Annotated in this window: 25 protein-coding genes; 11 read left to right on the forward strand and 14 right to left on the reverse strand. The window is 70.5% G+C overall.

Going from position 1 to position 26,678, the window contains the following annotated elements; translation table 11 throughout:
* Nucleotides 1–12: 12 nt before the first annotated feature.
* Complete coding sequence (locus bpln_RS22670) at nt 13–603, reverse strand: IMPACT family protein (protein ID WP_055140068.1); 591 nt, start codon at nt 601–603, stop codon at nt 13–15.
* Between the two features lie 190 nt (nt 604–793).
* Nucleotides 794–1,609 carry a class I SAM-dependent methyltransferase gene (locus bpln_RS22675; RefSeq protein WP_055140069.1) on the reverse strand — a complete coding sequence of 272 codons (816 nt, stop codon included), beginning with the start codon at nt 1,607–1,609 and terminating at the stop codon, nt 794–796.
* Nucleotides 1,610–1,901: 292 nt separating this feature from the next.
* On the opposite strand from bpln_RS22675, the gene bpln_RS22680 reads away from it, so the two are divergent.
* From bpln_RS22680 to bpln_RS22695, 3 genes are all read left to right on the forward strand, one after another.
* On the forward strand, nt 1,902–2,312 hold the full coding sequence (locus bpln_RS22680; protein ID WP_055140070.1) for a YybH family protein: 411 nt from the start codon (nt 1,902–1,904) through the stop codon (nt 2,310–2,312).
* A gap of 85 nt (nt 2,313–2,397) precedes the next feature.
* Complete coding sequence (locus bpln_RS22685) at nt 2,398–3,855, forward strand: purine-cytosine permease family protein (RefSeq protein WP_055140071.1); 1,458 nt, start codon at nt 2,398–2,400, stop codon at nt 3,853–3,855.
* Nucleotides 3,856–4,142: 287 nt separating this feature from the next.
* Complete coding sequence (locus tag bpln_RS22695) at nt 4,143–5,276, forward strand: porin (protein WP_042627515.1); 1,134 nt, start codon at nt 4,143–4,145, stop codon at nt 5,274–5,276.
* 14 nt (nt 5,277–5,290) lie between these two features.
* On the opposite strand, the gene bpln_RS22700 is transcribed toward bpln_RS22695, so the two are convergent.
* Nucleotides 5,291–7,408 carry a TonB-dependent receptor gene (locus tag bpln_RS22700; RefSeq protein ID WP_055140073.1) on the reverse strand — a complete coding sequence of 706 codons (2,118 nt, stop codon included), beginning with the start codon at nt 7,406–7,408 and terminating at the stop codon, nt 5,291–5,293.
* A gap of 270 nt (nt 7,409–7,678) precedes the next feature.
* Nucleotides 7,679–8,155 carry a hypothetical protein gene (locus bpln_RS22705; RefSeq protein ID WP_055140074.1) on the reverse strand — a complete coding sequence of 159 codons (477 nt, stop codon included), beginning with the start codon at nt 8,153–8,155 and terminating at the stop codon, nt 7,679–7,681.
* Nucleotides 8,156–8,394: 239 nt separating this feature from the next.
* On the opposite strand from bpln_RS22705, the gene bpln_RS22710 reads away from it, so the two are divergent.
* The 4 genes from bpln_RS22710 (at nt 8,395) to bpln_RS22725 (ending at nt 13,480) form a co-directional block, all read left to right on the forward strand.
* A complete protein-coding gene (locus bpln_RS22710; protein WP_055140075.1) occupies nt 8,395–8,889 on the forward strand; it encodes a hypothetical protein in 495 nt (164 codons plus the stop codon).
* A 210-nt stretch (nt 8,890–9,099) separates the two neighbouring features.
* The gene (locus tag bpln_RS22715; RefSeq protein ID WP_055140076.1) at nt 9,100–10,587 is read left to right on the forward strand and encodes a PepSY-associated TM helix domain-containing protein; all 1,488 of its coding nucleotides are present in this window, start codon (nt 9,100–9,102) and stop codon (nt 10,585–10,587) included.
* A 255-nt stretch (nt 10,588–10,842) separates the two neighbouring features.
* A complete protein-coding gene (locus bpln_RS22720; protein ID WP_055140077.1) occupies nt 10,843–12,966 on the forward strand; it encodes a TonB-dependent receptor family protein in 2,124 nt (707 codons plus the stop codon).
* Between the two features lie 115 nt (nt 12,967–13,081).
* Nucleotides 13,082–13,480 (forward strand): RidA family protein, encoded by a 399-nt coding sequence (locus tag bpln_RS22725; RefSeq protein ID WP_042629339.1) that lies wholly within the window; start codon nt 13,082–13,084, stop codon nt 13,478–13,480.
* Nucleotides 13,481–13,610: 130 nt separating this feature from the next.
* Here the strand turns inward: bpln_RS22725 and bpln_RS22730 are convergent, their stop codons facing one another.
* The 9 genes from bpln_RS22730 to bpln_RS22770 all read right to left on the reverse strand — a co-directional run bounded on the left by bpln_RS22730 (nt 13,611) and on the right by bpln_RS22770 (nt 19,435).
* Nucleotides 13,611–13,979: a copper resistance protein CopC gene (locus bpln_RS22730; protein ID WP_055140078.1), complete on the reverse strand. Its 369-nt coding sequence runs from the start codon at nt 13,977–13,979 to the stop codon at nt 13,611–13,613.
* A gap of 52 nt (nt 13,980–14,031) precedes the next feature.
* Nucleotides 14,032–14,478 (reverse strand): copper chaperone PCu(A)C, encoded by a 447-nt coding sequence (locus bpln_RS22735; protein ID WP_042627522.1) that lies wholly within the window; start codon nt 14,476–14,478, stop codon nt 14,032–14,034.
* A 47-nt stretch (nt 14,479–14,525) separates the two neighbouring features.
* A complete protein-coding gene (locus tag bpln_RS22740) occupies nt 14,526–15,170 on the reverse strand; it encodes an SCO family protein (protein WP_042629340.1) in 645 nt (214 codons plus the stop codon).
* 141 nt (nt 15,171–15,311) lie between these two features.
* Nucleotides 15,312–15,677 carry a DUF2946 family protein gene (locus tag bpln_RS22745; RefSeq protein WP_042627523.1) on the reverse strand — a complete coding sequence of 122 codons (366 nt, stop codon included), beginning with the start codon at nt 15,675–15,677 and terminating at the stop codon, nt 15,312–15,314.
* Between the two features lie 246 nt (nt 15,678–15,923).
* On the reverse strand, nt 15,924–16,166 hold the full coding sequence (locus tag bpln_RS22750; RefSeq protein WP_042627524.1) for a hypothetical protein: 243 nt from the start codon (nt 16,164–16,166) through the stop codon (nt 15,924–15,926).
* 289 nt (nt 16,167–16,455) lie between these two features.
* The gene (locus bpln_RS22755; protein WP_042627525.1) at nt 16,456–17,178 is read right to left on the reverse strand and encodes an amino acid ABC transporter ATP-binding protein; all 723 of its coding nucleotides are present in this window, start codon (nt 17,176–17,178) and stop codon (nt 16,456–16,458) included.
* On the reverse strand, nt 17,165–17,815 hold the full coding sequence (locus bpln_RS22760; RefSeq protein WP_042627526.1) for an amino acid ABC transporter permease: 651 nt from the start codon (nt 17,813–17,815) through the stop codon (nt 17,165–17,167). The genes bpln_RS22755 and bpln_RS22760 overlap by 14 nt, the downstream gene beginning before the upstream one ends.
* Nucleotides 17,812–18,498 carry an amino acid ABC transporter permease gene (locus bpln_RS22765; protein WP_055140079.1) on the reverse strand — a complete coding sequence of 229 codons (687 nt, stop codon included), beginning with the start codon at nt 18,496–18,498 and terminating at the stop codon, nt 17,812–17,814. Before bpln_RS22765 ends, bpln_RS22760 begins: the two co-directional genes overlap by 4 nt.
* A 127-nt stretch (nt 18,499–18,625) precedes the next feature.
* The gene (locus bpln_RS22770) at nt 18,626–19,435 is read right to left on the reverse strand and encodes a transporter substrate-binding domain-containing protein (RefSeq protein WP_042627528.1); all 810 of its coding nucleotides are present in this window, start codon (nt 19,433–19,435) and stop codon (nt 18,626–18,628) included.
* 683 nt (nt 19,436–20,118) lie between these two features.
* On the opposite strand from bpln_RS22770, the gene bpln_RS22775 reads away from it, so the two are divergent.
* The 4 genes from bpln_RS22775 to bpln_RS22790 all read left to right on the forward strand — a co-directional run bounded on the left by bpln_RS22775 (nt 20,119) and on the right by bpln_RS22790 (nt 25,110).
* Nucleotides 20,119–20,604 (forward strand): hypothetical protein, encoded by a 486-nt coding sequence (locus bpln_RS22775; protein ID WP_055140080.1) that lies wholly within the window; start codon nt 20,119–20,121, stop codon nt 20,602–20,604.
* A gap of 473 nt (nt 20,605–21,077) precedes the next feature.
* On the forward strand, nt 21,078–21,803 hold the full coding sequence (locus bpln_RS22780; RefSeq protein WP_055140081.1) for a gluconate 2-dehydrogenase subunit 3 family protein: 726 nt from the start codon (nt 21,078–21,080) through the stop codon (nt 21,801–21,803).
* A complete protein-coding gene (locus tag bpln_RS22785) occupies nt 21,800–23,578 on the forward strand; it encodes a GMC family oxidoreductase (RefSeq protein ID WP_208459447.1) in 1,779 nt (592 codons plus the stop codon). Before bpln_RS22780 ends, bpln_RS22785 begins: the two co-directional genes overlap by 4 nt.
* Before the next feature lie 95 nt (nt 23,579–23,673).
* On the forward strand, nt 23,674–25,110 hold the full coding sequence (locus tag bpln_RS22790; protein WP_055141182.1) for a c-type cytochrome: 1,437 nt from the start codon (nt 23,674–23,676) through the stop codon (nt 25,108–25,110).
* Between the two features lie 123 nt (nt 25,111–25,233).
* Here bpln_RS22790 and bpln_RS22795 read toward each other — a convergent pair whose 3' ends face one another.
* Nucleotides 25,234–26,418 (reverse strand): iron-containing alcohol dehydrogenase, encoded by a 1,185-nt coding sequence (locus tag bpln_RS22795; protein WP_042627532.1) that lies wholly within the window; start codon nt 26,416–26,418, stop codon nt 25,234–25,236.
* Nucleotides 26,419–26,678 lie beyond the last annotated feature (260 nt).

Below are 26,678 nucleotides of genomic sequence, written 5' to 3' on the forward strand. Positions count from 1 at the left end.
AGCCCGCCGCGTTCACTCGAAGGCCGGAAAGCCGGCGCGCCCCTGCGTGGCGTCGAACAGCGTCTCGCGCGCGGCGGCCAGCTCGGTTACCGGCAGCCGCACGACGAGCCGCACGGTCATGCCGTAGGCGCTGTCCACCAGTTCGGCGCCGCCCTGTTCGATCCAGCGCCGCACGCGCGCCTCGTCGGGATAGCCGATCTCGATCGCGAGCCGCGCGAGCGCGATGCGCTCGACGCGCTGCGCGCCGAGCAGCGCACCGGCGATCGCGTCGGTGTAGGCACGCACGAGGCCGCCCGCGCCGAGCTTCACGCCGCCGTAATAGCGGATCACGGCGCCCAGCACGCCGTCCAGATCATGATGGCGCAGCACCTCGAGGATCGGGCGGCCGGCCGTGCCGGACGGCTCGCCGTCGTCGGACATGCCCGACTGGCCGCCCGCGAGCAGCGCCCAGCAGACGTGCGTGGCGCCGGGGTGCGCGTCGCGCAGGTGTTGCAGTTCGGCCATCGCGGCGTCGCGATCGGCCACCGGGATCGCGTGGGCGATGAACCGGCTCTTGCGGATCTCGATCTCCTGCGTGCAGGTTTGCGCGAGGGTGTAGGTCATGGTCGGGCGGCGATGCGGCTTCTCGGGTTCGGCGGCGCGTTCGCGGGGGGCGGCTCCGGCAGCGTCGTGCCGTAAGGCAGGAGGCGGGGCGAGCCCGGGCGTCGCGAGCGAAAACCCGACATTCTACGGCCACGCGCAATCGGGCGGCCCGCCGGCCATCTCGTGCATGCCGTGCGCGGATGGCGGCGGCTCAGGCCGTGCCGCCGTCGCGGGTCTGATAACGGGCCGCCCAGGCCGGCGGCGCATGCCGGTACAGCAGATGCAGGCCCTCGTCCAGCGAGCGCAGCTGCAGCCCGTGCCGTCCGGCCAGCATCGCGAGCGCGCGCGCCGAGAACAGCGAGAGATGGCCGTTGCGCGGCATGCAGTACCACCACGCGTCGATGCCGGCTTCCAGCACCGCGTCGGTGACGAGCAGCGTGGTGAACAGGATCGCGCCGTCGGCGGCGAGCAGCTGCAGCAGCGTCTGGAGCAGCGCGTGCGGATCGGGATGATGCTCGAACACCTCGAACGCGAGCACGACGCGGCTGGCGCCGGCGGGCGGCGCAGCGGCCGTGCCCGCCGCGTCTTGCGCATCGGCATACGGATCGAACGACGTGACGCCGGTGAAGCCGCGCGCGCGCAGCTCGCGTTCGAGCAGGCCGAGGCCCGCGCCGAAGTCGAGCAGCGGCGCGTGGGCCAGCTCGGGGAACTGCCGCGCGATCAGCTCGGCGTTTCCCAGCGCGCGCCGGCCGGCGTAGTCGGGATCCTGGCGCGCATAGTCGGCGTTGTAGATGTGGGCGGCGAAATCCTCGCGGCGCCAGTCGTCGAAACAGCGCGTGAACACGAAGCGGCAGCGGATGCAGCAGTGATAGTAGACCGGCACCCCCGCATACGGATCGATCTTGCGGCCGGCCAGGCGGTCGGCGCCGCCGACCGAAAAATCGACCACGCCGCAGAGCCGGCTCACGGCACCGCAGCACTTGCAGGCGGTTTCGGGTTCGGCGACACGCAGACGCTGTAACGGCATGAGAGGGCTCGTGGATCGACGCGATGCCGCCATGATGCCAAGTTTCGGACGGCCGCGCCCGCGCGCGTGGCCCGCATCGGCGCCGGGCGGGGAAAGCCGCCCGCAAGGCGCCCGGCACGCCGCGCCGGGCGGGCATTCCCGGATGGACAGCGCGGCTGCCCGGGCACGGTGCCGCCGTCCGGCTCACATCGATCGATGTCGATGTCAACATCGAAACGTTGGTATGGGTCGTGCTTTTTTGACTCACTACGATCGGCTCCAGTCCATCGACACACGAGCAGGGAGCCTTTCGATGAATCCGACCGGGCAGCAGGTGATGGCCGCCGCCGACGCGTTGATCGACGCGTTCGGCCGCCACGACCGCACGGCCTGCTTCGCCGCGTTCGCGCCGGAGGCGATCTTCGTGTTGCATCACGTCGCCGTGCCGCCAGGTTCGCGCGGCGCCTACGAGCGCCGCTGGCGTGAATGGGAGCGCGACGACGGCTTCGCCGTCCACGCCTGCGAGTCGCGCGAGCGCGCCGTGCAACTGGCGGGCGGCGACACGGCGATCTTCACGCACGCGGTGCGTACCACCGTGCGCATGCAGGCGGGCGAGGTGTGCCTCGACGAGCGCGAGACGATCATGTGCGCGCGCCGCGGCGAGCGCTGGCTCGCGATCCACGAACATCTCTCGCCGCTGCCGGCCGCCACCGACGACGTTTGAGCTGGAACGAAAAGCCGGACCGAAAAGCCGCAAGCGCCCGGCGCGAAGCGGCATATGAATCAGGATAACTGAACAAGGACGCCACATGGAACATCCCGGGACGGCGGACCTGAGCGGCGCCACGGCGCCCGCGCAGGCGCGCTTCACCACGATCGAGACGCGCTCGATCGACTATGTGCCCGACAGCGAGCGGCACGGCAGGGTCATCGACCAGGGGCCGTTCTGGTTCCTCGGCAATTTCCAGTTCTTCACCATCGCGATCGGCTTCGTCGGCCCGGGCATGGGGCTCTCGCTCGGCTACACGATCCTGTCGGGCATCCTCGGCATCCTGTTCGGTACGCTGTTCATGGCGTTCCATGCCTCGCAGGGCGCCCACCTCGGGCTGCCGCAGATGATCCAGTCGCGCGCGCAGTTCGGCTATCGCGGCGTGGTGGTGGTGCTGCTCGCCACCGCGTTCACGTTCGTCGCGTTCAACGTGGTGGACGTCGTGCTGATGGCGAGCGGCCTGCATGCGATCTTCGGCTGGTCGCCCGCCGCGATCACGCTCGTCACGGCGCTGCTCGCGCTGCTGCTCGCCGTGTACGGCCACGACTGGCTGCACCGCGCGTTCAAGTGGATGCTTTACGCGAGCCTGCCGCTCTATCTGGTGCTGTCGGCGGCGATCCTCGCCGGCGGCGTGGCGCCGAAGGCGGTTCACGCGGGCGGCTTCAGCCTCGTCGCGTTCGCCTCGCAGTTCGCGGCCAGCGCCAGCTACAACATCACCTACGCGCCCTACGTGTCCGACTACTCGCGCTACCTGCCGCGCCACACGCGGCCGCGCGCGATCATCGGCGCGGTGTTCGCGGGCGCCTCGTCGTCGGCGATCTGGCTGATCGCGCTCGGCGCCTGGCTCGCCTCGCGGCTCGGCGCGTCGGATGGATTGATCGCGCTGAACGCGGCCGGCAACGCGATTGTTCACGGCTTCGGCGCGCTGATCTCGATCGTCTCGATCGGCGCGATGGTCGCCACCATGGGGCTCAACAATTACAGCGCGATGCTGACGCTGATCACCGGTGTCGATTCGTTCCACCCCGTCAAGCCCACGCGCGCGATCCGCATCGTGACGATCGTGCTGGTGAGCGCCGCGTGGGTCGTGATTTCGATGCTGCTGACCGGCAACGCGATCGACATCCTGTTCGCGGCGCTGACGATGATGCTCTACCTGCTCGCGCCGTGGACGGCCGTGAACCTGGTCGACTACTTCTTCGTGCGGCGCGGCCGCTATGCGATCACGCACCTGTTCTCGGCCGACGGCATCTACGGCGCCTGGGGCCTGCGCGGGCTCGCCTCCTATGCGATCGGCCTGGCCGCCTCGGTGCCGTTCTTCGTGCTGCCAGGCCTCTACACGGGCGGGCTCGCGGCGCGCCTGGGCGGCGTGGACGTGGCTTGGGCGGTCGGGCTCGCGGTGGCGACGCTGGCCTACCTGCTGCCGTGGCGTGGCGTGACGGCACGCGACGAAGCGGCCGCGATCGACGAGAGCGACTACACGCCGGGACTGCGCTGAAGCAGGGCGAGGTGGCGGCGAGGCATCGTCAATGCGTCATCGATGCGATGCATTCCGCCATTGCCGTTGACCGGCCGCAACTCGCTCATGACAATCGATTCGGATGATCCTCGAACGCGCCTTGCCAAGGCAATCAACACGGATTCATTGACGCAGCACGGTACCGCGCGCGTCTCGCCGCGCGTGGGAGGGAACCTCGCGAGGCCGGCGCAGTCGGTCAGGACGGGGCGAGACAGCCCCATGACGATAACGATGATCCGATTCATCGAAACAGGGAGAAACACGATATGCGGAAGAGGGTGGCGGTGGCGATCGCCTGTCTGGTCGCGTCGCATGGCGCGCAGGCGCAGAGCAGCGTGACGCTGTTCGGCGTGCTCGACGAGGGCATCAACTACACCAATAACGCCGGCGGTCACGCCGCCTGGCAGCAGACCAGCGTCGATCTCGCGACGAGTCGCTGGGGCATCAAGGGCAGCGAGGATCTCGGCGGCGGCCTGCATGCGATCTTCGATCTCGAAAGCGGCTTCCAGCTCGACAATGGCCGCATCTACTACGGCGACCGCCTGTTCGGCTATCAGTCCTACGCGGGGCTGCAGTCGGAACGCTTCGGCACGCTCACGTTCGGGCGCCAGTTCGATACGGTGGCCGACGTGCTCGCGCCGCTGACCGCGAACGGCAACTGGGCCGGCTACCTGTTCTCGCATCCGTTCGACAACGACAACACCGACGCCTCGTTCCACGTCGACAACGCCGTGAAGTTCACGAGCGCGAGCGTCGCCGGGCTGACGGCCACCGCGCTCTACGGCTTCAGCAACCAGGCCGGCGGCTTCGCGCGGAACCGCGCGATCGGCGTCGGGCTCGGCTACCGCTACGAGACGCTGACGCTCGGCGCCGTCTACGAGGATCTCGGCGCGCCCGGCACCACCACGGGCGGCAGCGTCGCGACCGGCGACATGGTGTTCGCCGCCGCGAACCAGAAGATCTACGGCATTGGCGCGAACTACGGCATCGGGCCGGCCACGCTCGGGCTCGTCTACACGCACGTGATGGTGCAGCGGCCCACCGAGTCGCTGTACGCGGGCGCGCTCGGCGTGCCGGTCGCGGCGCTGCGTTTCGACAATCTCGAAGCCAACGCGAAAGTGCAGGTGCGGCCGGACCTGTTCGTCGGCGCGATGTACACCTACTCGCGCGCGCATCTCGACACCGGTGGCGGCGCCTCGCTGCACTGGAACCAGCTCGGGCTGATGGCGCAGTACGCGCTGTCGAAGCGTACCGGCCTCTATTCGCAGGTCGCGTATCAGATGGTGGGCGGTGGCGGCACCGGCACGCCGCTCGAGAACGCGTTCGTGCTCGGCTCGGCCGGCGCGTCGTCGAACGGGCATCAGGTCGTCGCGCGAGTCGGCATCACGCATTCGTTCTGAGCGGCGGCGGTGCGTCAGAAGCGGTAGTCGAGCAGCAGCTCGAAGCGCCGGTCGCTGCCGAGCAGGTATTGCGTCTCGTCGTAGTAGGCGCTCTCCACGTAATGGCGGTTGAACACGTTGTAGGCGCGCGCCGTGATCGTGGTGTCCTTGCGCGGCTTCCAGGCGAGCGCCAGGTCGACGGTGGTGTAGGACGCCATCGACAGCTGGTTCGCGGTGTCGGCGTAGCGCTTGCCCACGTAGCGCAGCCCGCCGATGCCGGTCCATCGCGAGGCGAAGCGCCAGCTCACCCACAGGTTCGCGAGCCGCTGCGGTACCGAGGCCGGCACGTTGCCGTCGCGCGAGACGAGCCCGCCGCCGCTCGCCTCGGTGAAATCGTCGTACTTCGCGCGCAACGCGGCGACGTTCGCGTCGATGCGCCAGTCGCGCGCGAGTTGCGCGCCGAAGCTCGCCTCGATGCCGCGTGACGACTGCTGGCCGATCTGGATCGACTGGTTCGGGTTCTGCGGATCGGCGGCCACCAGGTTGTCCTTGACGATCCGGTAGGCGGCCAGCGTCCACTCCGCGCGGCCGCCGAGCAGCGACTGCTTGAAGCCGACCTCGATCTGGCGGCCGGTGGCGAGGCGGAAGTTCGCGCTCGACGAATTGAGCATCAGCAGCGAGCCGACCGGATCGGCCGCCACCGAATACTGGCCGTAGACGGTGAACGCCGGCGCGATGTCGTAGACGGTGCCGAGGCGCCAGCCGGTGTTCGCGTACACGCGCGTGAAGCCGCCGCCGTTGACGAGATCGTCGCGGTTCACGCTGGCGTGGTCGTAGCGCAGGCCGCCCACCACCGACCAGCGCTTCGTGAGCGCGAGGTGATCCTCGGCGAACAGCGCGTACTGGTTGGCCTGCGAATCGTACTTGGGCCGCGTGCCGGCCACGTTGACGAAGCTGCCCGGGTCGAACGCATACGGATCGACCATCGAGCCGCCCGAGTACGGCGAGTTGTTGTCGTGGCGGAACGTGGTGTGATTGAACTCGAAGCCGGCCGAGAACGTGTTGCGGCGGCCCAGCACGAGGCTGTCGACGGTGGCCGTCGTCACGTCGCCGAACTGCTGCTGGTCATGCAGGATCTCGGTGTAGCCGCTGCGCGCGATCCGGCCGGTGGCCGGCACGAACGCGTAATCCTCCGCGTCCTTCCAGTGGCGGTTGCTCTTCATCCGGTAGAACGTGCTGGTCACGCTCAGCTGGTCGCTCGGCCGCCAGCTCGCGGCGAGCGTGGCCCAGCTGTCGCGAAACGAGATCAGGCTGTCGCCGACGTTGTAGTTCTTCTTCCGCAGCGCGGGATCGAGCCCGCCGTTTTCGAGCGGCACGCCGAAATAGCGCATCGGATGCTGGAAGCCCTCGGCATACGAGGCGGTGATCGACAGCTCGGGCGTCACGTCGTAGCGCAGCGCGCCCGACACCGACAGGTTGCGCGAATCGCCCGCGTCGACCCAGTTCGCCGAGCGGTTGCCGCTCACGTCGAAGCGATAGGAAAGCCTGTCGTTGATCGCGCCGCCGCTGCCGAACGCGGCGCGCGCGGTCCGCTCGGTGCCGATGCCGAGCTGCAGCTCGTTCTCGATCGGCCCGCGCGCCGGCTTCTTCGGCACGACGTTCACCACGCCGCCGATCGCGCCTTCGCCGTAGATCACCGAGGCGGGGCCGCGCAGCACGTCGATGTGATCGACCGACCAGGTATCGAACGGATAGGTCACGCCGATCGCGCCGTAGGGGCGCACGCCGTCGAACAGCTGCGTGACCGACGAGGCGCCCACGAAGCCGCGCGCCGACAGTTCCGAATCGCCGTTGCCCGGATGCGGCGAGGCGGCAATGCCGGTGGCGCGGCTGACGGCATCGACGATCGACGCGTCGCCGCGCTCGGTCAGCGTGGCACGGTCGATCTGCTCGACGCTGGCCGGGGTTTCGAGCGGCGTGAGGCCGAGGTGGCTGCCGGTGTCCTGTGGGCGCTCCAGCGCGCCGGGGCGCGCGGCCTTGACCTGGACCGCGGGCAGCGCGAGGTCGGGTGCGGTGGCGTTGGCCTGGGCGTGAGCGGGGTTCGACAGCGTGCCGAGCGCGGCGGCGAGGGCGGAAAACGAGCGAGGCTTCATGGCGAGTGCGGTGAGGCGAATCGAAGGCGGAACGAGAGAGCACGCATGCCCGGCGGGCTGCGTGGGACGAGATGGCGTTCGGCCCGATCCGGGTGCGCTTTGATTGCGCGCCGAACGCGCCATGCCTTGCGTCGCGGTGAACGGGCGAGGCGGGCAGGGCGGCCGCGGCGAGGGACGGGGCCGACGAAGGCCGACGCGCATTGACGACGCACGACGGCGGCGCCGGATCACGCGGGGATCAGGCGACGGCAAGGCGCGGCAAACGAAGCGTCAGGCGGAAGCGAAGCGGGGAGGGGCACGCGCGCCGGGGCGCGCATGATGCGCTTGCCGGCGCGGGCGCGTCAGGCGCGACGGCGCGCGGCGCGTGACGACCGTGACGCGCGCCCACCGCAGGCATGCCAGCACGGCGAACGTGATCGCGATCGCGAACGCGGCGCTGAACGGGCACAGTTGGCCGCCCTGCATCGCGCCGGCGTGATGCGGATCGACGCTGCCGAAAGCGTCGGAATGGCCGGGCGTGGCCGCGAGCGCCTGTTCGAGCGCGTCGGCGGCCCGCGCGGCGGCGCCCGTCGGCGCCAGCGGGCCGTGCCCGGTGCAGATCACGAGACCGGGCCAGCCGCCGTCCGCGCTCGGGTCGAGCATCAGACCGGTCGGGAAGATCAGGCGGAACGCGAGCACGCCGAGAATCAGCGCCGACAGCAGCGGATGATTCGCGCGCCGCGCCAGCAGATGGCGGAGTCGGCTCATGGCGGCGGTATTGTAGCCGCAATGTTGCGGTCGTTCGCTCCGCGACGGGGTGCAGCATCGTCGCGAAAACCGCGCGCCGCGCCGGTTGTCGTGGCGGTGCGTGGATGCGCGGCGACCCGCGACGCGAGGCGGCGCGGGCACCGCCGGCCGTCGCGCGCCACGGCCCGGCCGCCCTGATACCGGCGATTCGGCGATAGCGCTTCACGGTCGCCGCCGCTGGGAGTTACAATCGCGCCGCCATGAACGCACTTCGCCATTTCCTGTTGCGGAACGGCGTCGCGACACGACTGTTGTGGGGCCTGATACTGGCCGTGCTGCTGTCCCGCGCGCTGATTTCCGGAGCCGTGATGCTCGACCCGGATTCGCCGGGCGCGGGCGGCTTGGTGCTGTGCTCGGGGCACGGCCCGCTCGTGATCGGCGCGGCGGGAGTATCCGCCAGCTTCGACGAGCAGTCGCCGATCACGCCGGCCAACGACGCGATGGCGCTCGCGAGCCTGCTCTCGCATCATGGCCACGACGCTTCGTCGGGCGGCTCGACGTCGTCCGGATCGAGCGGCGATCTGTGCCCGTTCGGCGCGGCGTTGTTCGTCGCGCTGGGCATGAGCCTGCTGCTCGTCGTGCTGTTCCCCGTCGCCGCCGCGCGGCGGGTCTGGGCGCGTGCCGCCGCATGCGTGGCCGCGCGTTCCCCGTCCGGCGTTCGTCCTCCCTCCCGCGCGCCTCCCTGCTTCGCCTGACCGATCCGTTGCCGCCGCACGCCTGACGCCACGCGTGCCCGTCACCACGTTTCCCGAAGCCGAACCATGAACCCTGTCGACCGCTCGCGGCCCGCGAGCGACGCCGGCATGCGCGTTGTCCGTGCATGCCGGCCGCGCCTCGCGCCGCCGTCCCCATCGTCGTCGGCCGCGCGCCGCCTGGTTGCGCCGCCGATCACAAGGAGCTGAGCCATGTCCACCACCCTCGAGCGCGCGAGCGCGGCCGTGCGCTCCCCGCAGGCCGGCTATCGCACGCTATGGCGCTGGCATTTCTATGCCGGCCTGTTCGTGATGCCGTTCCTGATCGTGCTCGCGATCACCGGCACGCTGTACTGTTTCCAGCCGCAGATCGAGCCGCTGCTCTATCCGCATCGCCTGCTCGTGACGCCGCGCGCCACGCCCGCGCTCGACGCCGATACGCTGCTGGCCCGTGCCGGCGCATCGCTGCCTCGCGGCGCCACGCCGGTCTCGGCCGAGATCCGCCGCGCGCCGGACCGCAGCGCCGAGTTCGTGTTCCGCCTGCCCGGCGGGCGGCGCGAGAGCGTCTATGTCGATCCCTACGACGGCGCCGTGCTTGGCACGCTTGGTGTCGACGACCGCTTCATGCAGATCGACCGGATGGTGCATCGCAAGCTGCTGCTCGGCAAGCCGGGCGAGCTGCTGATGGAACTGGTGGCATGCTGGACGCTGGTGATGATCGGCACCGGGGTGGCGCTCTGGTGGCCGCGCGAGCCCGACCGGGCGCGGCGCCTCTGGCGGCCCGACCCGCGGCTGCGCGGCCGGGCGCTCTGGAGGAGCGTGCATGCCTCGCTCGGCATCTGGCTCGCGGCTGGCGCACTCGCGTTCGTGCTGAGCGGGCTGCCGTGGACGGGCTCATGGGGGCAGGGCTTCAAGGCGTTCGCGACGCGCGTGAAGCTCGGCTCGCCGCCCGGCGCGTGGGGAGACGCGTCGCTGCGCTCGACGCGCCCCGGCGCGGCGCCGGCTGCCGCGAACGCCAAATCGGACGCTGAGTCGAACACCAAATCGGACGCGATGCATCACGCCGCCGGCACCGACGATTCGATGCCGGGCATGGTGATGGACGACCTGCCGGTGCGGCTCACGCCCTGGGCCGTCGGCCAGGTGCCGGTGCCCGAATCGACCGCGGCGGCGCCGGGCGCGCGGCCGCTCACGCTCGACCAGGCGATCGCGGCGATGGCCGCGCACGGCGTGACGAGCGGCTACACGCTGGTGCTGCCGACGAGTCCGGACGGCGTCTACACGGCCTCGTACTTTCCCGCCGATCCGAAGGCGGAGCGCACGCTCTCGCTCGACCAGTACAGCGGCGCGGTGCTGCGCGACATCCGCTACGCCGATTACGGCGCGATCGCGCAGGCCGTCTCGTATGGCACGGCGCTGCACATGGGCCGCTATTTCGGGCTCGCGAACCAGCTGATCTGCGCGGCGCTGTCGCTCGGCCTCGCGGCGATGGCGCTGACCGGCTTCGTGATGTGGTGGAAGCGGCGCCCGGCGCTGTCGCTCGGCGCGCCGCCGCGTGAACGCCGGCCGCCGCCGATGCGCGCCTGGATCGCCGGGCTCGTGCTGCTCGGCCTCGTGTTCCCGCTGATGGGCGCGAGCCTCGTCGCCGTCTGGCTCGTCGACCGGCTGCTGTTCAGCCGGGCCGCGCGAGCGATGGCCTGACGCCACGCCCGCCGGCGCCGTTCGATCGGCGCGCCGGCGGGAATGCGGGGCGCCGGGGGGCGCGCCGCCAGCCGATCGCCGGCCGCCCGGCGTGTGCGCGATGCATGCGCCGGGGCGATCCCGACCGCCGGCACGGCACGCCGTCTGGCTTGCGTCGTTCCGCCGAGCTGTGAATTCCGGTTCGCAGTCCTATGCGATCGATGCAGGCGAGCCGCCACGCCCGCGGTCCGACCACGACCTGATTTCCATAACGACATGATCCGTATTTCCCGACTCACGGCCGCCCTGTCCGGCGTGCTGTCCGCCCTTGCCGCGTCCGGCGCGGCCGCGCAGGCCGCCGCCGCCGCCGGTGCGGCCGAACCGGCGTCAGCCACGCCGCTGCCTTCGATCGCCGTCACCGCCCGCCCGATCGCCTCGCCCACCTCGCTGCCGAGCGCCGAGCTGAAGCACCGGATCGACCAGACGGTCGGCTCGGTCGGCTTCGTCGACGCGTCGAGCTACGCGAACAGCTATGCGTTCACGCTGCGCGACGTGCTGCAGAACGCGCCGGGCGTGTTCGTCGAGAACCGCTACGGCCAGGAGTTGCGGCTGTCGATCCGCGGTTCGGGCATCGCGCGCGGCTATCACGCGCGCGGCCTCGACATCCTGCAGGACGGCATCCCGACCAACCTGGCCGACGGCAGCGGCGACTATTACCAGATCGATCCGCTCGCGCTGCAGGCCACCGAGATCTACAAGGGCGGCAACGGCCTGCAATACGGCGCGTCCACGCTCGGCGGCGCGATCAACTTCGTCACGCCGACGGCCTACACGGCCGAGGCGCCGAACATCGTGCGCGTGGAGGGCGGCAGCGACGCCACGCTGCGTACCAGCGCGCAGCTCTCGCGCGTGATCGGGCCGCTCGATTTCCTCGCCACCTTCAGCGTGAACCATGCCGACGGCTGGCGCGACCACGAGCGCGGCCAGTACGAGCAGTTCAACGCGAACCTCGGCTACCGCTTCAGCCCGGGCGTGGAGACGCGCTTCTACGTCGGCGCCTACGTGGTGGACCAGCAGCTGCCCGGCTCGCTGTCGCTGTCCGACGCGCTGCACAACCCCACCGCGGCGGCGCCGAGCGCGCTGTCGGGCGACCAGGCGCGCAACTCGCGCACCGAGCGCATCGCGAACCGCACCACGGTCGAGCTGGACGGCGGCGGCGAGCTGCAGTTCGACACCTGGGCGATCCACAAGAGCCTCTATCACCCGATCTTCCAGGTGATCGACCAGGACGGCTGGACCTACGGCTTCGCGCCGCGCTTCACCACGCACCCGACGCTGGCCGGGATGCGCGACGACCTGATCGTCGGCGCGCGTTTCTTCGGCGGGCGCACCGAGGCGAACCAGTTCGTCAACGTGAACGGCGAGCGCGGCGCGCAGACGCTCGACTCGCGGCAGACCGCGTTCAACTACGAGGCCTACGTCGAGAACCGGCTGTTCTTCCTGCCGACCGTCGCGCTGATGACGGGCGTGAAGGTGCTGCACTCGGTGCGCGAATACATCGACTACGGCGGCCTGCCGGGCGACGCCGCGTACAAGTCCACGCGCGCCGCGTACAGCGGCCTGAACCCGAAGCTGGGCCTGCTCTGGCAGCCCGGGCGCGAGATCCAGGCGTTCGTCGACGTCACGCGCAGCCAGGACGTGCCCGACTTCACGGATCTCTCGCAGACCTTCGCCGGCACCACGCGCTTCACGCCGCTCGCGGCGCAGCATGCGTGGACCCTCGAACTCGGCACGCGCGGCCGGCGCGATCGCGTCAGCTGGGACCTGACCGCCTACCGTTCGCTGGTGCGCGACCAGCTGCTGCAATACACGACCGACCCCGACATTCCGGCCGCGACCTTCAACGCCAACAAGACGGTGCTGCAAGGCATCGAGGCCGGCGCGTCGATCGACGTATGGCGTGACGTGACGCGGCGCGGCGCGGGCGATCGCATCACGCTGTCGGGCGTCTGGAATCTCAGCGATTTCCGCTTCAAGGACGATCCGCAATACGGCTCGAACCGCATCGCCGGCGTGCCGCTCAACGTGCTGCGCGGCGTGCTGGGCTACGCGCGGCCGAACGGCTTCCATGTCTCGGCCAGCGTCGACTGGGTGCCCTCGGGCGCCTGGGCCGACGACGCGAATACGCTGCGCGTGCCCGGCTACACGGTGTTCGGCATGCAGGCCGGGATGGATTTCCGCAACGGCCTGTCGGTTTATGTCGATCTGCGCAATCTCGCGAACAAGCGCTACGTGTCGGACATCAGCACGGTGGCGAACGCGCGGACCGCGTCGAGCACCGCGATCTTCTATCCGGGCGCGGGGCGCAGCGTGTTCGCGGGGATGCGTTACGCGTTCTGACGGCGCGCGGCGTGGCAGCGACGTGATGGCGGTGATGCGGCGCAGCGTTGCCGCCGCGAATATTGGCCCGCTAGAATCGTCGCTCGCCGCCTTTCACTCCACGGGAGCCATGCCGATGTCTTCACCCACGCAGTTCTGGATGGTCGAGGGCGCGCCGACGCCGGTCGGCCCGTTCTCTCACGCGACCGAGCGCGACGGCTGGATCTTCGTGACCGGCCAGATGCCGACGCAGCCCGACGACGACGGCGCACCGCTGCCCGACGGCATCGTCGCGCAGACGCGGCGCGTGATGGACAACCTGATCCTGGTGCTGGAAGGCATGGGGCTCGGCCTCGAGCACGTGATGTCGGCGCGCATCTTCCTGACCGAGTTCAAGCGCGACTACGCGGCGATGAACGAGACCTACGCGTCGTATTTCCCGAAGGGCCGGCTGCCGGCCCGCACCTGCGTGGGCGTGACGGGGCTCGCGCGCGACGCGATCGTCGAGATCGACTTCATCGCGAAGCGGCCCTGACGCGAGCCCGGCCGGATCAAAAGCGGGAATCAGGAACGGGAATCACAAACGGCGACGCCGGCTGTCTGGCCGGCGTCGCCGTTTCGTGCCGGGGCGCGGCCGGCGCATCGCGCACCGGCCGCGCCGTCGCTCACTGCGCGGTGAACGTGTAGGTGCCCTGGGTGCGATGGCCGTCGGTGGCGACGGCGACCCAGTTGACGGTATGGACGCCCGGCTTCAGCGCGGCGAGCGCGACGCTCATGCGCTTGTTCCCGTCGCCGCTCACGCTCGACTTGCCTTGCGTGACGGACTGGCCGCCCGCGTCGGTCACCTTGATCGAGCTGAACGCGGGTTCGAGCCCTTCGTCGAAATCGATCGCGACGGCCGCCGTGGAGACCGGTGCGGTGGTGCCGGCCTCGGGCGTGCGATGGGTCGGATGCGCATGCGCGAACGCGAGCGGCGCGGCGGCCGCGAGCAGCAGGGCGGTGACACCGCGTGCCGCGAACTGGCGAAGCTTCATGGAAGGCTCCCTGGTGGAATGATGGATGGTGGCCGCGACGAGCCGCAACCGCTTACTTCGACATTGCCTTCGGGCTTTCCAGCATGCACGACGAGGTCAGCTTCTCGCCGTCGCTGAACGTGAAGGTCAGCGGGATCGTGGTGCCCACCTTGAGCGCCTGTTTCGGCTCTTCCAGCATCACGTGATAGCCGCCCGGCGCGAACGACAGCGTGCCGTTGGCCGGCACCGTCGCCTTGTCCACCATCACCATCTTCGACATGCTGCCGTTGCTCTGCGTCTGGTGCAGCATGGCCATGCCGAACGCGTCGGTGGCCACGTCGGTCAGGTCGACGGGCTTGGCGCCCGAGTTCGCGATCTCGAAGAAGCCACCCGACGGGATGCCGGCCGGCATCGCGCGGATTCGGCAGTGCGAGACGGTCAGGGCGCCGGGCGCGGCGAACGCGGTGGCGCAGGCGGCGACGAGCGGAGCGGCGGCGAGCAGACGGAATGCGAGTTTCATGTTGGACTCCTGATGGGATTCGAAGGGAAGGCGGCGCGGCCGGCGGCTCACGCGTCGTTCTTGAGCAGCAGCGGCAGATCGTGAACCCACGGCGCGGTGCCCTGGCCGTCGCGCGCGAACAGGCGCAGCTTGCCGTTCGAATCGAACACGATGCTGGCGGCGGTGTGGTTCATCGAGTAGTTGTCGGCGCTGGAGCCGGCCACCTGCTCGTAGGTGATGCGGAAGTCGCTGGTCACCTGTTTCAGCTGCGCGTCGCTGGCGGGCCGCAGCGCGCGGAACGACGGATCGAAGGCGCTCACGTATTGCGCGAGCACCGTGTTCGTGTCGCGCTTCGGATCGACGCTGACGAACAGCACCTGCACGCGCTTCGCGGTGTCGGGGCCGAGCTGGTTCAGCGCCTGCGCCAGTTCGGCGAGCGTGGTCGGGCAGACGTCGGGGCAATGCGTGTAGCCGAACAGCAGCACCACGGCCTTGCCGCGATAGTCGGCCAGCGTGCGGGTCTTGCCGTCGGTGTCGGGCAGCGAGAAATCGTGGCCGAACTGCGTGTTGCCGGTGATGTCGAGATTGGTGAACGACGGCTCGCTCTGCTTGCAGCCGGACAGCAGCGAAACGCCGGCGAGCGCGCAGACGATCGCGAGGGTGGCCGCGCGCCGCGAGGCGCGGAACGCGGGAAGGGCGGATCGGGTGGACATGGTGAAGGTCGCCACGAAAACGGGAACATCGAAGAAAACCTCGATCGCGCGCCGGGTGGGCGCGGCGGCGGGCACGGGCGAGCCCGTGCTGCCGTCATGCGGCGCCGTTCAGGCGCCGCGCGATCGAACGCGAAACGGGAATCAGGCCGACGGCGGTGGCGCGCGCGCGGAGGCGGCGAGCGTCGTGAACGAGCGCGGCGCCGGCGCGGGCAGCGGGCGTGCCGCGCGCCGCACCAGCGGATGCAGCGGCAGGGCGGCCGGCGCGGGCGCCGGCGGGGCGTAGGAATGGGCGGCGAGCAGATCGCAGTAGCCGCAGGCGGACAGGGCATTGCCGGCCGGGACGCGGTGGCCCGGATGCTGCGCCGCGGTACAGATCGTCGCATCGGGCTGGCGCGCGACGGCCGCTTCGGCCATCTGGCTCGCGAGCGGCATCAGCACCAGCAGCCAGATGGCCAGCAGGCCGAGCCAGGCAGTCAGGCGGCGACGGGAATCGGTAGGGGGCGGCATCGCGCGATGGTAAACCAGTTGCGCGCGGCCTGCGTCATCGGCGTGATATCGATCACGACGTGATGGGCATTCGCGGGGACAAGTGGGGCGATTTGTCGCGCCTGGTGTCGCTTGGCGCGGCCGGTATCGGTAGCCGGACGGGGCAAGGGAATCGCGGGAGGGAAGTCGGGTGGCGGGGCCGCGGGGCGCGGCCCCGCGCAGGACCGGGCCGAACGCGTCGGAACGCCCAGTTCGATGTCGCGCCGCTCAGGCGCCGGCGCGGGCGCCGAGGTCGCGGATCGCCGGCGTCTGCGCCGGAATCCGGTTCGCCGCGGCCAGCAGCGAGCGGCCGGAGTCGGTCAGGGCCGGGCGCTCGACGCCGTCGTCGTGCGCCTCGACGCGAACCAGGCGGTATTCGAGCAGCGTGCCGAGTTCGGCACGGTCCGGATCGATCGCATCGGACGCGCCGTGGATCAGCATCAGGGTGGCAAATTCATGAGGGCTCAGCATGGTCGACTCCGAAGGCAAGGCTGCCGCGTGAAACGCGGGACATCGGAAATACCGTATCGACGTGACGCGGCGATGACGATGCGCACGAAAGTTCGGCGATGAACCGGCGCGCCGCCGCGAGGGCCGGCGTGCCGCGTGTGTCATGCAGCGATGGACCGGCTCGCGAGGCCGCTCGTTCCCACGATTTTGTTACGTTCGATCACGCCGACCAGATCCCGTAACGCGGCCCCTGACGCCTGCGGCTGCGCCGGCGCCGCCCGCCGATGGACAAGGCGGTTGCCGGCCGAAACTATTGCTGAACGAAGCGCTTCAGCTCGACCGTTTGCGGTCGTTCGAAGATCTGTTCGGGCGGCCCGCTCTCCCAGATGCGTCCCTGATGCATGAACACCACCTGGTCGCTGACGGCGCGCGCGAAGCGCATCTCGTGCGTGACCATGATCAGCGTCATCTCCTCGCGCGCGAGTGCCTCCACCACGCCGAGCACCTCGCCGACCAGTTCCGGATCGAGCGCGGAGGTGATCTCGTCGCAGAGCAGCACCTCCGGCCTCATCGCCAGCGCGCGCGCGATCGCGACGCGCTGCTGCTGGCCGCCCGAAAGCTGGTCCGGATAGGCGTCGAACTTGTCGCCGAGGCCGACGCGCTCGAGCATCAGTTCGGCGATGGCGCGCGCCTGATGCCGGTTGGCCTGCTTGACCACGGTCTGCGCGAGCATCACGTTGCGGCCCGCGCTCAGGTGCGGGAACAGGTTGTACTGCTGGAACACCATGCCGACCTTGAGCCGCAGCGCGCGCAGGTCGCCGCGGCGCGCATCGACGGTGGTGCCGTCGATCGAGATCGAGCCGGCATCGATGCTCTCCAGGCCGTTGAGCGCGCGCAGGAACGTGCTCTTGCCCGAGCCGCTGCGGCCGATGATGGTCACCACCTGACCGCGTTCGACGCTGAAGTCGATGCCTTTCAGCACGTGGTTCGAGCCGAAGTTCTTTTCGAGGCCCCGGGTTTCAACGAGCGGCATGCCATTTCCTTTGCAGCGAGCGCGCCCAGCGGGTCAGCGGGTAGCAGAGCGCGAAATAGATGAGGGCGACGAGGCCGTAGACGAGGAACGGCCGGAACGTGGCGTTCGAGATCATGGTGCCGGCCTTGGTCAGCTCGGTGAAGCCGATGATCGAGACCAGCGCGGTGTCCTTGATCGCCTGCACGCCGAAGCCGACCGTCGGCCCGATGGCGATGCGCGCGGCCTGCGGCAGGATCACGTGGCGCAGTTGCTCGAGATAGCTCATCGCGAGGCTCGCCGACGCTTCCCACTGGCCGCGCGGCACCGCCTCGACGCAGCCGCGCCAGATCTCCGCCAGATAGGCGCTGGTGAAAAACGTGAGTCCGAGCGTGGCGGCGATCCAGGGCGGGACGTCCAGGCCGACGAGCGGCAGCCCGAAGAACACCACGAACAGCTGCATCAGCAGCGGCGTGCCCTGGAACACCTCGATGTAGAGCTTCACGAGGCCGCGCAGCGCGACGTTGCTCGAGACGCGCAGCGCCAGCAGCACCAGCGCGAGCGCGCCGCCGAGCACGAACGAGACGAGCGAGAGCACCACCGTCCAGCGCGCCGCGAGCAGCAGGTTCGTGAGGATCTGTCCGAACGTGAATTCGATCATCGCGTGCCTCCCGCGCCGCGCGCGAACAGCCGGCGGCCCGCCGTGTTGAGCGCCGCGCGCAGCAGCAGCGCCATCGCGAGATAGGCGAGCGTGATCACGAAGTACGTCTCGAACGCGCGGAAGTTGCGCGACTGGATATAGCCGGCCGCGTAGGTCAGGTCGGCCACCGAGATCTGCGAGACCACCGCCGAGCCGAGCATGGTGATGACGATCTGGCTGACGAGCGCCGGGAACACCTTGGCGAGCGCCTGCGGCAGCACCACGTGGCGCCACGCCTGGGCGCGCGACATCGCGAGCGCGGCGGCCGCCTCGTGATGGCCGCGCGGCACCGCGGCCACGCCGGCGCGCACGATCTCGACCGAGTAGGCGCCGAGGTTCAGCGTCATCGCGAGGATCGCGGCCGTGACCTCGCCGATGTGGATGCCGAGCGCGGGCAGGCCGAAGAACACGAAGAACAGCTGCACGAGGAACGGCGTGTTGCGGACCGCCTCGACGTAGGCGCCGGTGAGGCCGCGCAGCGGCGCGAGGTGCGGCGCGCGCGTGTCGTGTGCGGCCGCGCCGAGGATGCCCAGGCCGAGGCCGAGCGCGGTGGACACGGCCGTCAGCGCGAGCGTGGTGGCGGCGCCGCTCGCGAACAGGCCGGCGTACTCGGCGAGATCGCCGAACTGGAGCTGGTAGGTCATCTCGAATGCGGTGGAGGGGCTGGGTTCGGGGCGGGCGCCGCTGCTGCCGGCGCGCACACATCAGTCGGGCGCGGGTGCGCCGCGAGCGGCCTCGCGGGCGCCGGCGGGCGCGTGACCGCGCGCGGCGTCACAGGCCGGCCGGCAGCGGCTGGCCGAGCCACTTCTTCGAGATCGCGTCGAGCGCGCCGTCCTGCTTCGCCTGCGTAATCGCCGCGTTGACCTTCGCGAGCAGGCGCGGCTCGTTCCGGTTCAGTCCCACGAAGCAGGGCGAGTTCTTGATCACGAACTTCGTCTCCGGGCGGCGCGGCGGGTTCTTCGCGAGGATCGCGGCCGCCACGATGTTGCCGGCCGCGATCAGTTGCACCTGGCCGGACAGGAACGCCTGGATCGTCGCGTTGTTGTCCTCGAAGCGCTTGATGGTGGCGTTCGGTGCCATCTGCGAGAGCGCGATCTCCTCGAGCGCGCCGCGCGTGGCGCCCACGGTCTTGCCCGTCAGGTCGGCGGGGCCGCTCACCTTGAGGTCGGCGGGGCCGAACACGCCCTGGAAGTAGGGGCCGTAGGCGACCGAGAAATCGATCACCTTCTCGCGGTCGGGCGTCTTGCCGAGCGACGAGATCACCAGGTCGACCTTGTTGGTGGTCAGGTAGGGAATCCGGTTCGCGCTGTTCACCGGTACCAGCTGCAGCTTCGCGCCGAGTGCCTTGGCAAGCAGGCCGGCCGTGTCGATGTCGTAGCCCTGCGGCTGCATGTCGGCGCCCACCGAGCCGAACGGCGGATAGTCCTCCGGCACCGCGACGCGCAGCACGCCGCTCTTCGTGATCGTGTCGAGCGCGTCGGCGTGCGCGGCGGGGACGCCGGCCAGCAGCAGGGCCGGGGCGGCGAGCAGCGCGGCGAGCCAGGCGCGGCGGGCGGGAGTGCGGTTCGGTCGGAAATCCATCGCGGGGTGTTCTCTGGTGGCGGTCTGGGTGTCGGGGAGGCGCGCGTCGTGGCGCGCCCCGAATCTTTGAAGCAAGAGCCGGGCCATGTGCCGACTGGCTGGTCTGGCCACCGTGGCGCGTGTCGGCCTTGGGTACGGCGGCGTGATGCACCGCGATGCACCGTTTTCGCGCGTGGGCGCTGCGTCGTTCGGGTGCATTGGCACGGGAATGCGCCCGGCGTGGGCGTGACGCCGGTGTTTGGGCGGAACGGAAAGGGATCGTCAGGCGGCGGGTGGCTTCGTCGGCGCGCACGGTGGCTTTGTTCATACTGGTAAGACCAGTGGCATGAAGAACGCCGCTTGCATGGCGGCGTGCGCTGCGGCCGGGGCGGGTTGGCCGCACTCGCGAGCCGTTGCATGGTGACCGGGGTGCGTTGCGCGCGCGCCCGCGGCCCGATCACGGCGCGGCCGGTTGGCGAGGCGGGGTTCGGTGTGTCGCAAGGGGCATGGGCGGGGATCAGTGGCAAGGACGGGCAGCCGGGGCAGCCGCGATTGCGCGCGAGGCCGCCGCCCATGCGAAGATCGACCCCGGGGCTGCTCGACATGACCACGCGTGCCGCGATTCGACGCGCATGGCGGGGGCGGCACCGCTCACGGCGCCACGCCGGCCCGTCTCCGCGCCGGCCTCGACAGGGATCGACACGATGCGGGCATTCGAAGCACGAAGCCGGACGGCGCGGCGGCTCGCCGGTCTCGCCCTGGCGGCCGGCGCGGCGCTCGCCGCCGTTCCGGCCGTCCATGCGGCGGCGGGCGCCGGCGCTGTCACGCTGCGCGCGGACGGCACCTCGGTTACCACCACCCTCACGCTGCGCGACGCGGGGCTCGACCCGGGCGGCAAGCGGCGCTTCGCCTACGAACTGCGCGTCGCGCGCGGCGCGTGCCACGCGAGCCTGGCCGGCGTCGTGCATTTCACGGCGCGGGCCGATGCGGCCGGCGACGATTCCGCGTTCCTGCGCGATGGCACCGGCGTGGACACGCGGCGCTTCCATGACGCTGCAGAAGGCCGCGACGTGACGCTGACGATCGACGTCGGGTCGGCGCGGCCGCGATACGCGGGCGTGGAGATCGCGCGGGCGCCGGCCGGCTGCGTGGACTGGCAGCGTCTCGACGGCGATTTCTATGCGCGATAGGCGGCGCGGGTAGGCGCCTCGTTCGGCGGTGGGCGGTTTTCAGCGCAAGCGGTCGGCCACGCCGGTCGCATCCCGCTGCCGGTCGTGGCGCGCGGCGTTTCGGCCGGGGCTTTCCTCCTGCACAGCACGCAGGTCGGCTGCTCCGTGCCGCTGCGCATTCGCCTTGCCGGCAGGGCCTGCATTTCGCCTCATTCCCGCCCGGGTCGAATCCGCCCCTCCACGATTTTGTTTTCGATTTCGCAACAACCCTTTGCGGCACAATGGCGCATATTGGAACCGGTTCCATTTATAATCCATGCGCAAATAACGATGTCGGGGCGATATCGGGACCGCCTATCTCGAAATAAGCGGCACCGGCGGCCCTCCCGGCGCCGTCCGTCCGTTGCCCCCGCTCGTCGACCGACGGCCGGCGCGGAACAGGGCGCCGTCGCTGCCGCGTTTCCGCCCATCGTCCCAACCACGAACGGATCACCATGCCCCCTTCCTCCGACTCGCCGGGCTCGCGGCGCCGTTTCCTGCGGACCTCGATCGCGCTCGTTCCGGCCGCCTCGCTGGCCGGCTGCGACCTCGGCAAGCCCGCCGCGACAGCGCAGGCCGCGGTCCCGCCCCCGGCGTCCGCCGAAGCCTACCGGCCGCGCTTCTTCGACACGACCGAATGGGCCTTCCTCCACGCCGCCTGCGACCGGCTGATTCCGGCCGATGCCGAAGGCCCCGGCGCGCTGGAGGCGGGCGTGCCCGAATTCATCGACCGCCAGATGGACACGCCCTATGCGCACGGCGCGCACTGGTACCTGCAGGGGCCGTTCCAGAGCGGACCACCCGAACTCGGCTACCAGCTGAAGCTGGTGCCGCGCGATCTCTACCGGCTCGGCATCGCGGCCGTGAACCGCTACAGCGCGACCGCGCACGGCAAGCCGTTCGCCGAACTCGACGCGGCCACGCGCGACGCCGTGCTCGGCGCGCTGGAGGACGGCCGCGTCGAACTCGGCGAGGTGCCGGCCCAGACGTTCTTCGGGCAACTGCTGCAGAACACGCGCGAGGGCTACTTCTGCGATCCCGTGCACGGCGGCAATCGCGGCATGGCCGCCTGGAAGATGATCGGGTTCCCGGGCGCGCGGGCCGACTTCATGGATTTCGTCAATCAGGACGGCAAGCCCTATCCCTACGGGCCGGTGTCGATCAACGGGGAGCGCAGTTGATGGCCGGCAAGAAACCGCATGTCGACGCCGTGGTGGTGGGCTTCGGCTGGACCGGCGCGATCCTCGCGAAGGAACTGACCGAGGCGGGGCTCTCGGTGGTCGCGCTCGAACGCGGCGAGTACCGCGACACCTATCCCGACGGCGCCTATCCGAACACGCTCGACGAGCTGACCTACAACATCCGCAAGAAGCTGTTCCTCGATCTCTCGAAGACCACGGTGTCGATCCGCCATGCGCCCGGCGACACGGCACTGCCGTACCGCCAGCTGGCGGCGTTCCTGCCCGGCGAGGGCGTGGGCGGCGCGGGGCTGCACTGGTCCGGCGTGCATTTCCGGATCATGCCGGAGGAGCTGCGGCTGCGCAGCCACTACGAGGAGCGCTACGGCAGGAAGTTCATTCCCGAGGGCATGACGATCCAGGACTACGGCGTCAGCTACGACGAGCTCGAACCGCACTTCGACTTCGCCGAGAAGGTGTTCGGCACCTCGGGGCAGGCCTATCGCGTGGGCGGCAGGGTGGTGGGCGACGGCAACGTGTTCGAGGCCAACCGCAGCGATCATTTCCCGTTGCCCGCGCAACTGAATCCCTATTCGTCGCAACGCTTCCACGACGCCGCGAAATCGCTCGGCCTGCATCCGTACCGGATGCCGTCGGCCAACACCTCGGGGCCGTACACGAACCCGTATGGCGTGCAGATGGGGCCGTGCAACTTCTGCGGCTACTGCAGCGGCTATGCCTGCTACATGTATTCGAAAGCCTCGCCGAACCTGAACATCCTGCCCGCGCTGAAGCAGGTGCCGCATTTCGAGCTGCGCTCGAAGTGCCACGTGCTGCGCGTCGAGCTCGACGACAAGCGCAAGCGCGCCACCGGCGTGACCTACGTCGATCCGGCGGGCCGCGAGGTGTTCCAGCCGGCCGACCTCGTGATCGTCTCGGCGTTCCAGTATCACAACGTCCACCTGCTGCTGCTGTCGGGCATCGGCAAGCCCTACGATCCGGTGTCGGGCGAGGGCGTGGTGGGCCGCAATTTCGCCTACCAGAACCTCTCGACCATCAAGGCGTTCTTCGACGAGGACACCTGGACCAACCCGTTCATCGGCGCCGGCGGCAACGGCGTGGCCGTCGACGATTTCAACGCCGACAACTTCGACCACGGCCCGCTCGGCTTCGTCGGCGGCTCGCCGCTGTGGGTCAACCAGGCGGGCGTGAAGCCGATCAGCGGGATCGCGACGCCGGCCGGCACGCCGGCCTGGGGCTCGGCCTGGAAGAAGGCGGTGAAGCAGAATTACGCGCACACCGTGTCGATGGACGCGCACGGTTCGAACATGTCGTACCGCGACGTGTTCCTCGATCTCGATCCGACCTATCGCGACGCCTACGGGCAGCCGCTCCTGCGCATGACGTTCGACTGGAAGGACAACGACATCCGCATGGCGCGCTACGTGACGGCGCAGATGCGCAGGATCGCCGAAGCGATGGGGCCGAAGGCGATCAGCGTGGCGACGCGCGAGTTCGGCAAGCATTTCGACGCGCGCCAGTACCAGACCACGCACCTCGCCGGCGGCGCCGTGATGGGCACCGATCCGCGCACCAGCGTGCTGAACCGCTACCTGCAGAGCTGGGACGTCCACAACGTGTTCGTGATGGGCGCCTCGGCGTTCCCGCAGGGCACCGGCTACAACCCGACCGGGCTCGTCGCCGCGCTCGCGTACTGGTCCGCGCGGGCGATCCGCACGCAGTATCTGAAGAACCCCGGCCCGCTGGTGAGCGTATGACGTCGCGTCGCTTTTCGATCTCGACGGCGGCGCGCGGTGCGTCCGCCTGGATGGCCGCGGCCGTGCTGGTGGGCGCGATGGCCGGCGTGCCGGCGATGGCGCGAGCGGCGGGCGGCGGCGCGGCTTCGGGCCCGGCCGTCCCGGCCTCTGCCCCGGCTTCGGCTGCGCTCCCGTCGCTCGACGCGATGGCGGCGGCGTCGGCCACTGCCGTCACCCGCACGCATGCGGCCGCGCTCGCGGCCGCCGCGGCCGTGACCAGCCTGCCGGGCCACGACGGCACGGCGGCCGACCGGCTCGCGCGCGGCGCATATCTGGCGCGCGCCGGCGACTGCATCGCCTGCCACACGGCGCCGGGCGGCAAGCCGTTCGCGGGCGGCCTGAAGTTCGACACGCCGATCGGCGCGATCTATTCGACCAACATCACGCCGGACGCGAAGACCGGCATCGGCGGCTGGACGCTGGCCGACTTCGATCGTGCGCTGCGCGGCGGCGTGCGCAGGAACGGCGACACGCTCTATCCGGCGATGCCGTATCCGTCCTACGCGCGCCTGACCGACGACGACGTGCGGGCCATGTACGCGTATTTCACGCGCGGCGTGGCGCCCGTCGAGCAGGCCAACCGGCCGGTGGACATCGTCTGGCCGCTGTCGATGCGCTGGCCGCTCGGGCTCTGGCGCAGGCTGTTCGCGCCGGCGCCCGCGCCGTTCGACCCCGGCCATTACGCCGATCCGGTACTCGCGCGCGGCGCGTACCTGGTGCAGGGGCTCGGCCACTGCGGCGCCTGCCATACGCCGCGCGCGCCGACCATGCAGGAGCGCGCGCTGACCGACGCGGACGGCCCCGCGTTCCTCGCCGGCGGCGCGGCGATCGACGGCTGGGTGCCCGCCAGCCTGCGCGGCGAGCCGCGCACGGGGCTCGGCACATGGTCCGAGGCGCAACTCGTGCAGTTCCTGAAGACGGGCCGCAACGCACGCACGGCCGCGTTCGGCGGGATGACCGACGTGGTCGATCACAGCATGCAGTACCTCGACGACGCCGATCTCGCCGCGATCGCGCGCTACCTGAAGGCGCTGCCGCCGCGCGTGACCGGCGAGACGCTCCATGCCTACGACGACGCGGCGGCGCATGCCCTGCGTGATGGGGATACGCGGCGGCCCGGCGCGGCCGTCTACGTCGACAACTGCATGGCCTGCCATCGCAGCGACGGGCGCGGCTACACGCGCGTGTTTCCGGCGCTGGGCGGCAACCCGGTGGTGCAGGGCGCCGATCCGGGCTCGCTGATCCACGTGGTGCTGGAAGGCGCGGCGCTGCACGGCACGCAGGCGGCGCCGTCCACGTTCACGATGCCGCCGTTCGGCTGGCGGCTGTCGGATCAGGAGATCGCCGACGTGGCCAGCTTCGTGCGCACGAGCTGGGGCAACACGGGCTCGCCGGTGACGGCCGCGCAGGTCGCGAAGCTGCGCCGCGCTTACCCCGGCACGCGGCCCGACGCACCGCCGGGCGCGAACTACGCGAGGCCGGCGGCTCGCTGAGGGCCGCCGCCCGGGCGGCACGCGTCGTGTCGTGGGACGAAGCCGCGTGAGCCGTGATGGCCACGCGGCTTCGTCGTCATGGAGCGGTCGGGCGCGCGCCGGCGGCGCCGTGTCGTGCCGGCCTCAAGCCACTTCGTCGTAGGTATGCTCGAACGCCTGCCGGTAGATCTCGAGCGCGGCCGGCTCGTCGATCTCGCAGGGGTTGTTGATCAGCAGCCGCTCCTGCTTCATCGCGTCGGCCGCGAGGCCGCCCAGATCGGCCACGCCGATCCCCACGGCCTGCAGGTTCGACGGCAGGCCCGCGTCGCGCGCGAGCCGCACCAGATGCGCGATGAACGCCTCGGCCTGCTCGTCGAACGAGCCCACCGGCTCGAGCCCGATGATCTGGCCCAGCTCGGCATAGGCCTGCTCGGCGGCGGGCACGCGCGCGTTGAAGCGCAGCACGTGCGGCAGCACCAGCGCGTTCGACAGCCCGTGCGGCACATGGAACACGCCGCCGATCGGATAGGCGAGCGCGTGGACGCCGGCCACCGGCGCGTTCGCGAACGCCTGCCCGGCCAGCATCGCGCCGAGCAGCATGGCCGAGCGCGCCGCGAGATCGCCGCCGTCGCGGCAAGCCGGCAGCAGGTTCGCGCTCAGCAGCTGCAGCGCCTTGCAGGCGAGGTGGTCGGACAGCGGATTCTTCAGCCGCTTGCTGGTGTAGGCCTCGATCGCGTGGACCATCGCGTCGACACCGGTGGCGGCCGTCGCGGCGGGTGGCAGCCCGACGGTCAGCTCGGGATCGAGGTAGGCGGCGTCGGCATAGAGCTGCGGCGCGACCACGCCGCTCTTGGTGGTCTTGCCGGTGGTCACGATCGCGATCGGCGTGACCTCGGAGCCGGTGCCGGCCGTGGTGGGAATCTGTACCAGCGGCAGGCGCGTACCCTGCACGCGGTTCACACCGTACATCTGTTCGAGCGGCTGCTCGCTCGCGCAGAGCGCGGCCACCAGCTTCGCGACGTCCATCGACGAACCGCCGCCGAGCCCGATCACGAGGTCGGCGCCGAACTCGCGCGCGCGGCGCGCGGTGTCGCGCACCACGTCGTCGGGCGGATCGGCCACCACGTCGTCGATCACCAGCACTTCCCAGCCCGCCGCGTCGAGGCTCGCGAGCGCCGGGGCCAGCGTGCCGCCGCGATGAAGGAACGCGTCGGTGACGACGCAGGCGCGGCGGCCCGCATGGCGCTCGCGCAGCGCCTGGCCGAGACGTTTGGCGACGCCCGCTTCGAGTACGACGTGCGGGACGGTCTGAAACGAAAACGCTTGCATGGTGTCTCCCCGGCAGGTTTCGTGGGGCGGGGCGGGCGTGGCCCCCGCCGGCGTCAGGCCATGATACCGGCGGCCCGGCGATCGCGCAGGTCCGACGTCGCCGACCGGGCGTCGTGGCGGTTTCGAACGCGGTGACTCGATGACGACAAACCCGATCGTGAATCCGGCAGCGCATCACACCGCGCTTTCGGTCGTCGCGGTGAAAATTACCGATCGTCGATATCGTAATTAATTCGGTGGAAATTTTTTCCCGATATATT

The organism is Burkholderia plantarii, assembly GCF_001411805.1.
In the GTDB taxonomy this organism is placed as follows: Bacteria; Pseudomonadota; Gammaproteobacteria; order Burkholderiales; family Burkholderiaceae; genus Burkholderia; species Burkholderia plantarii.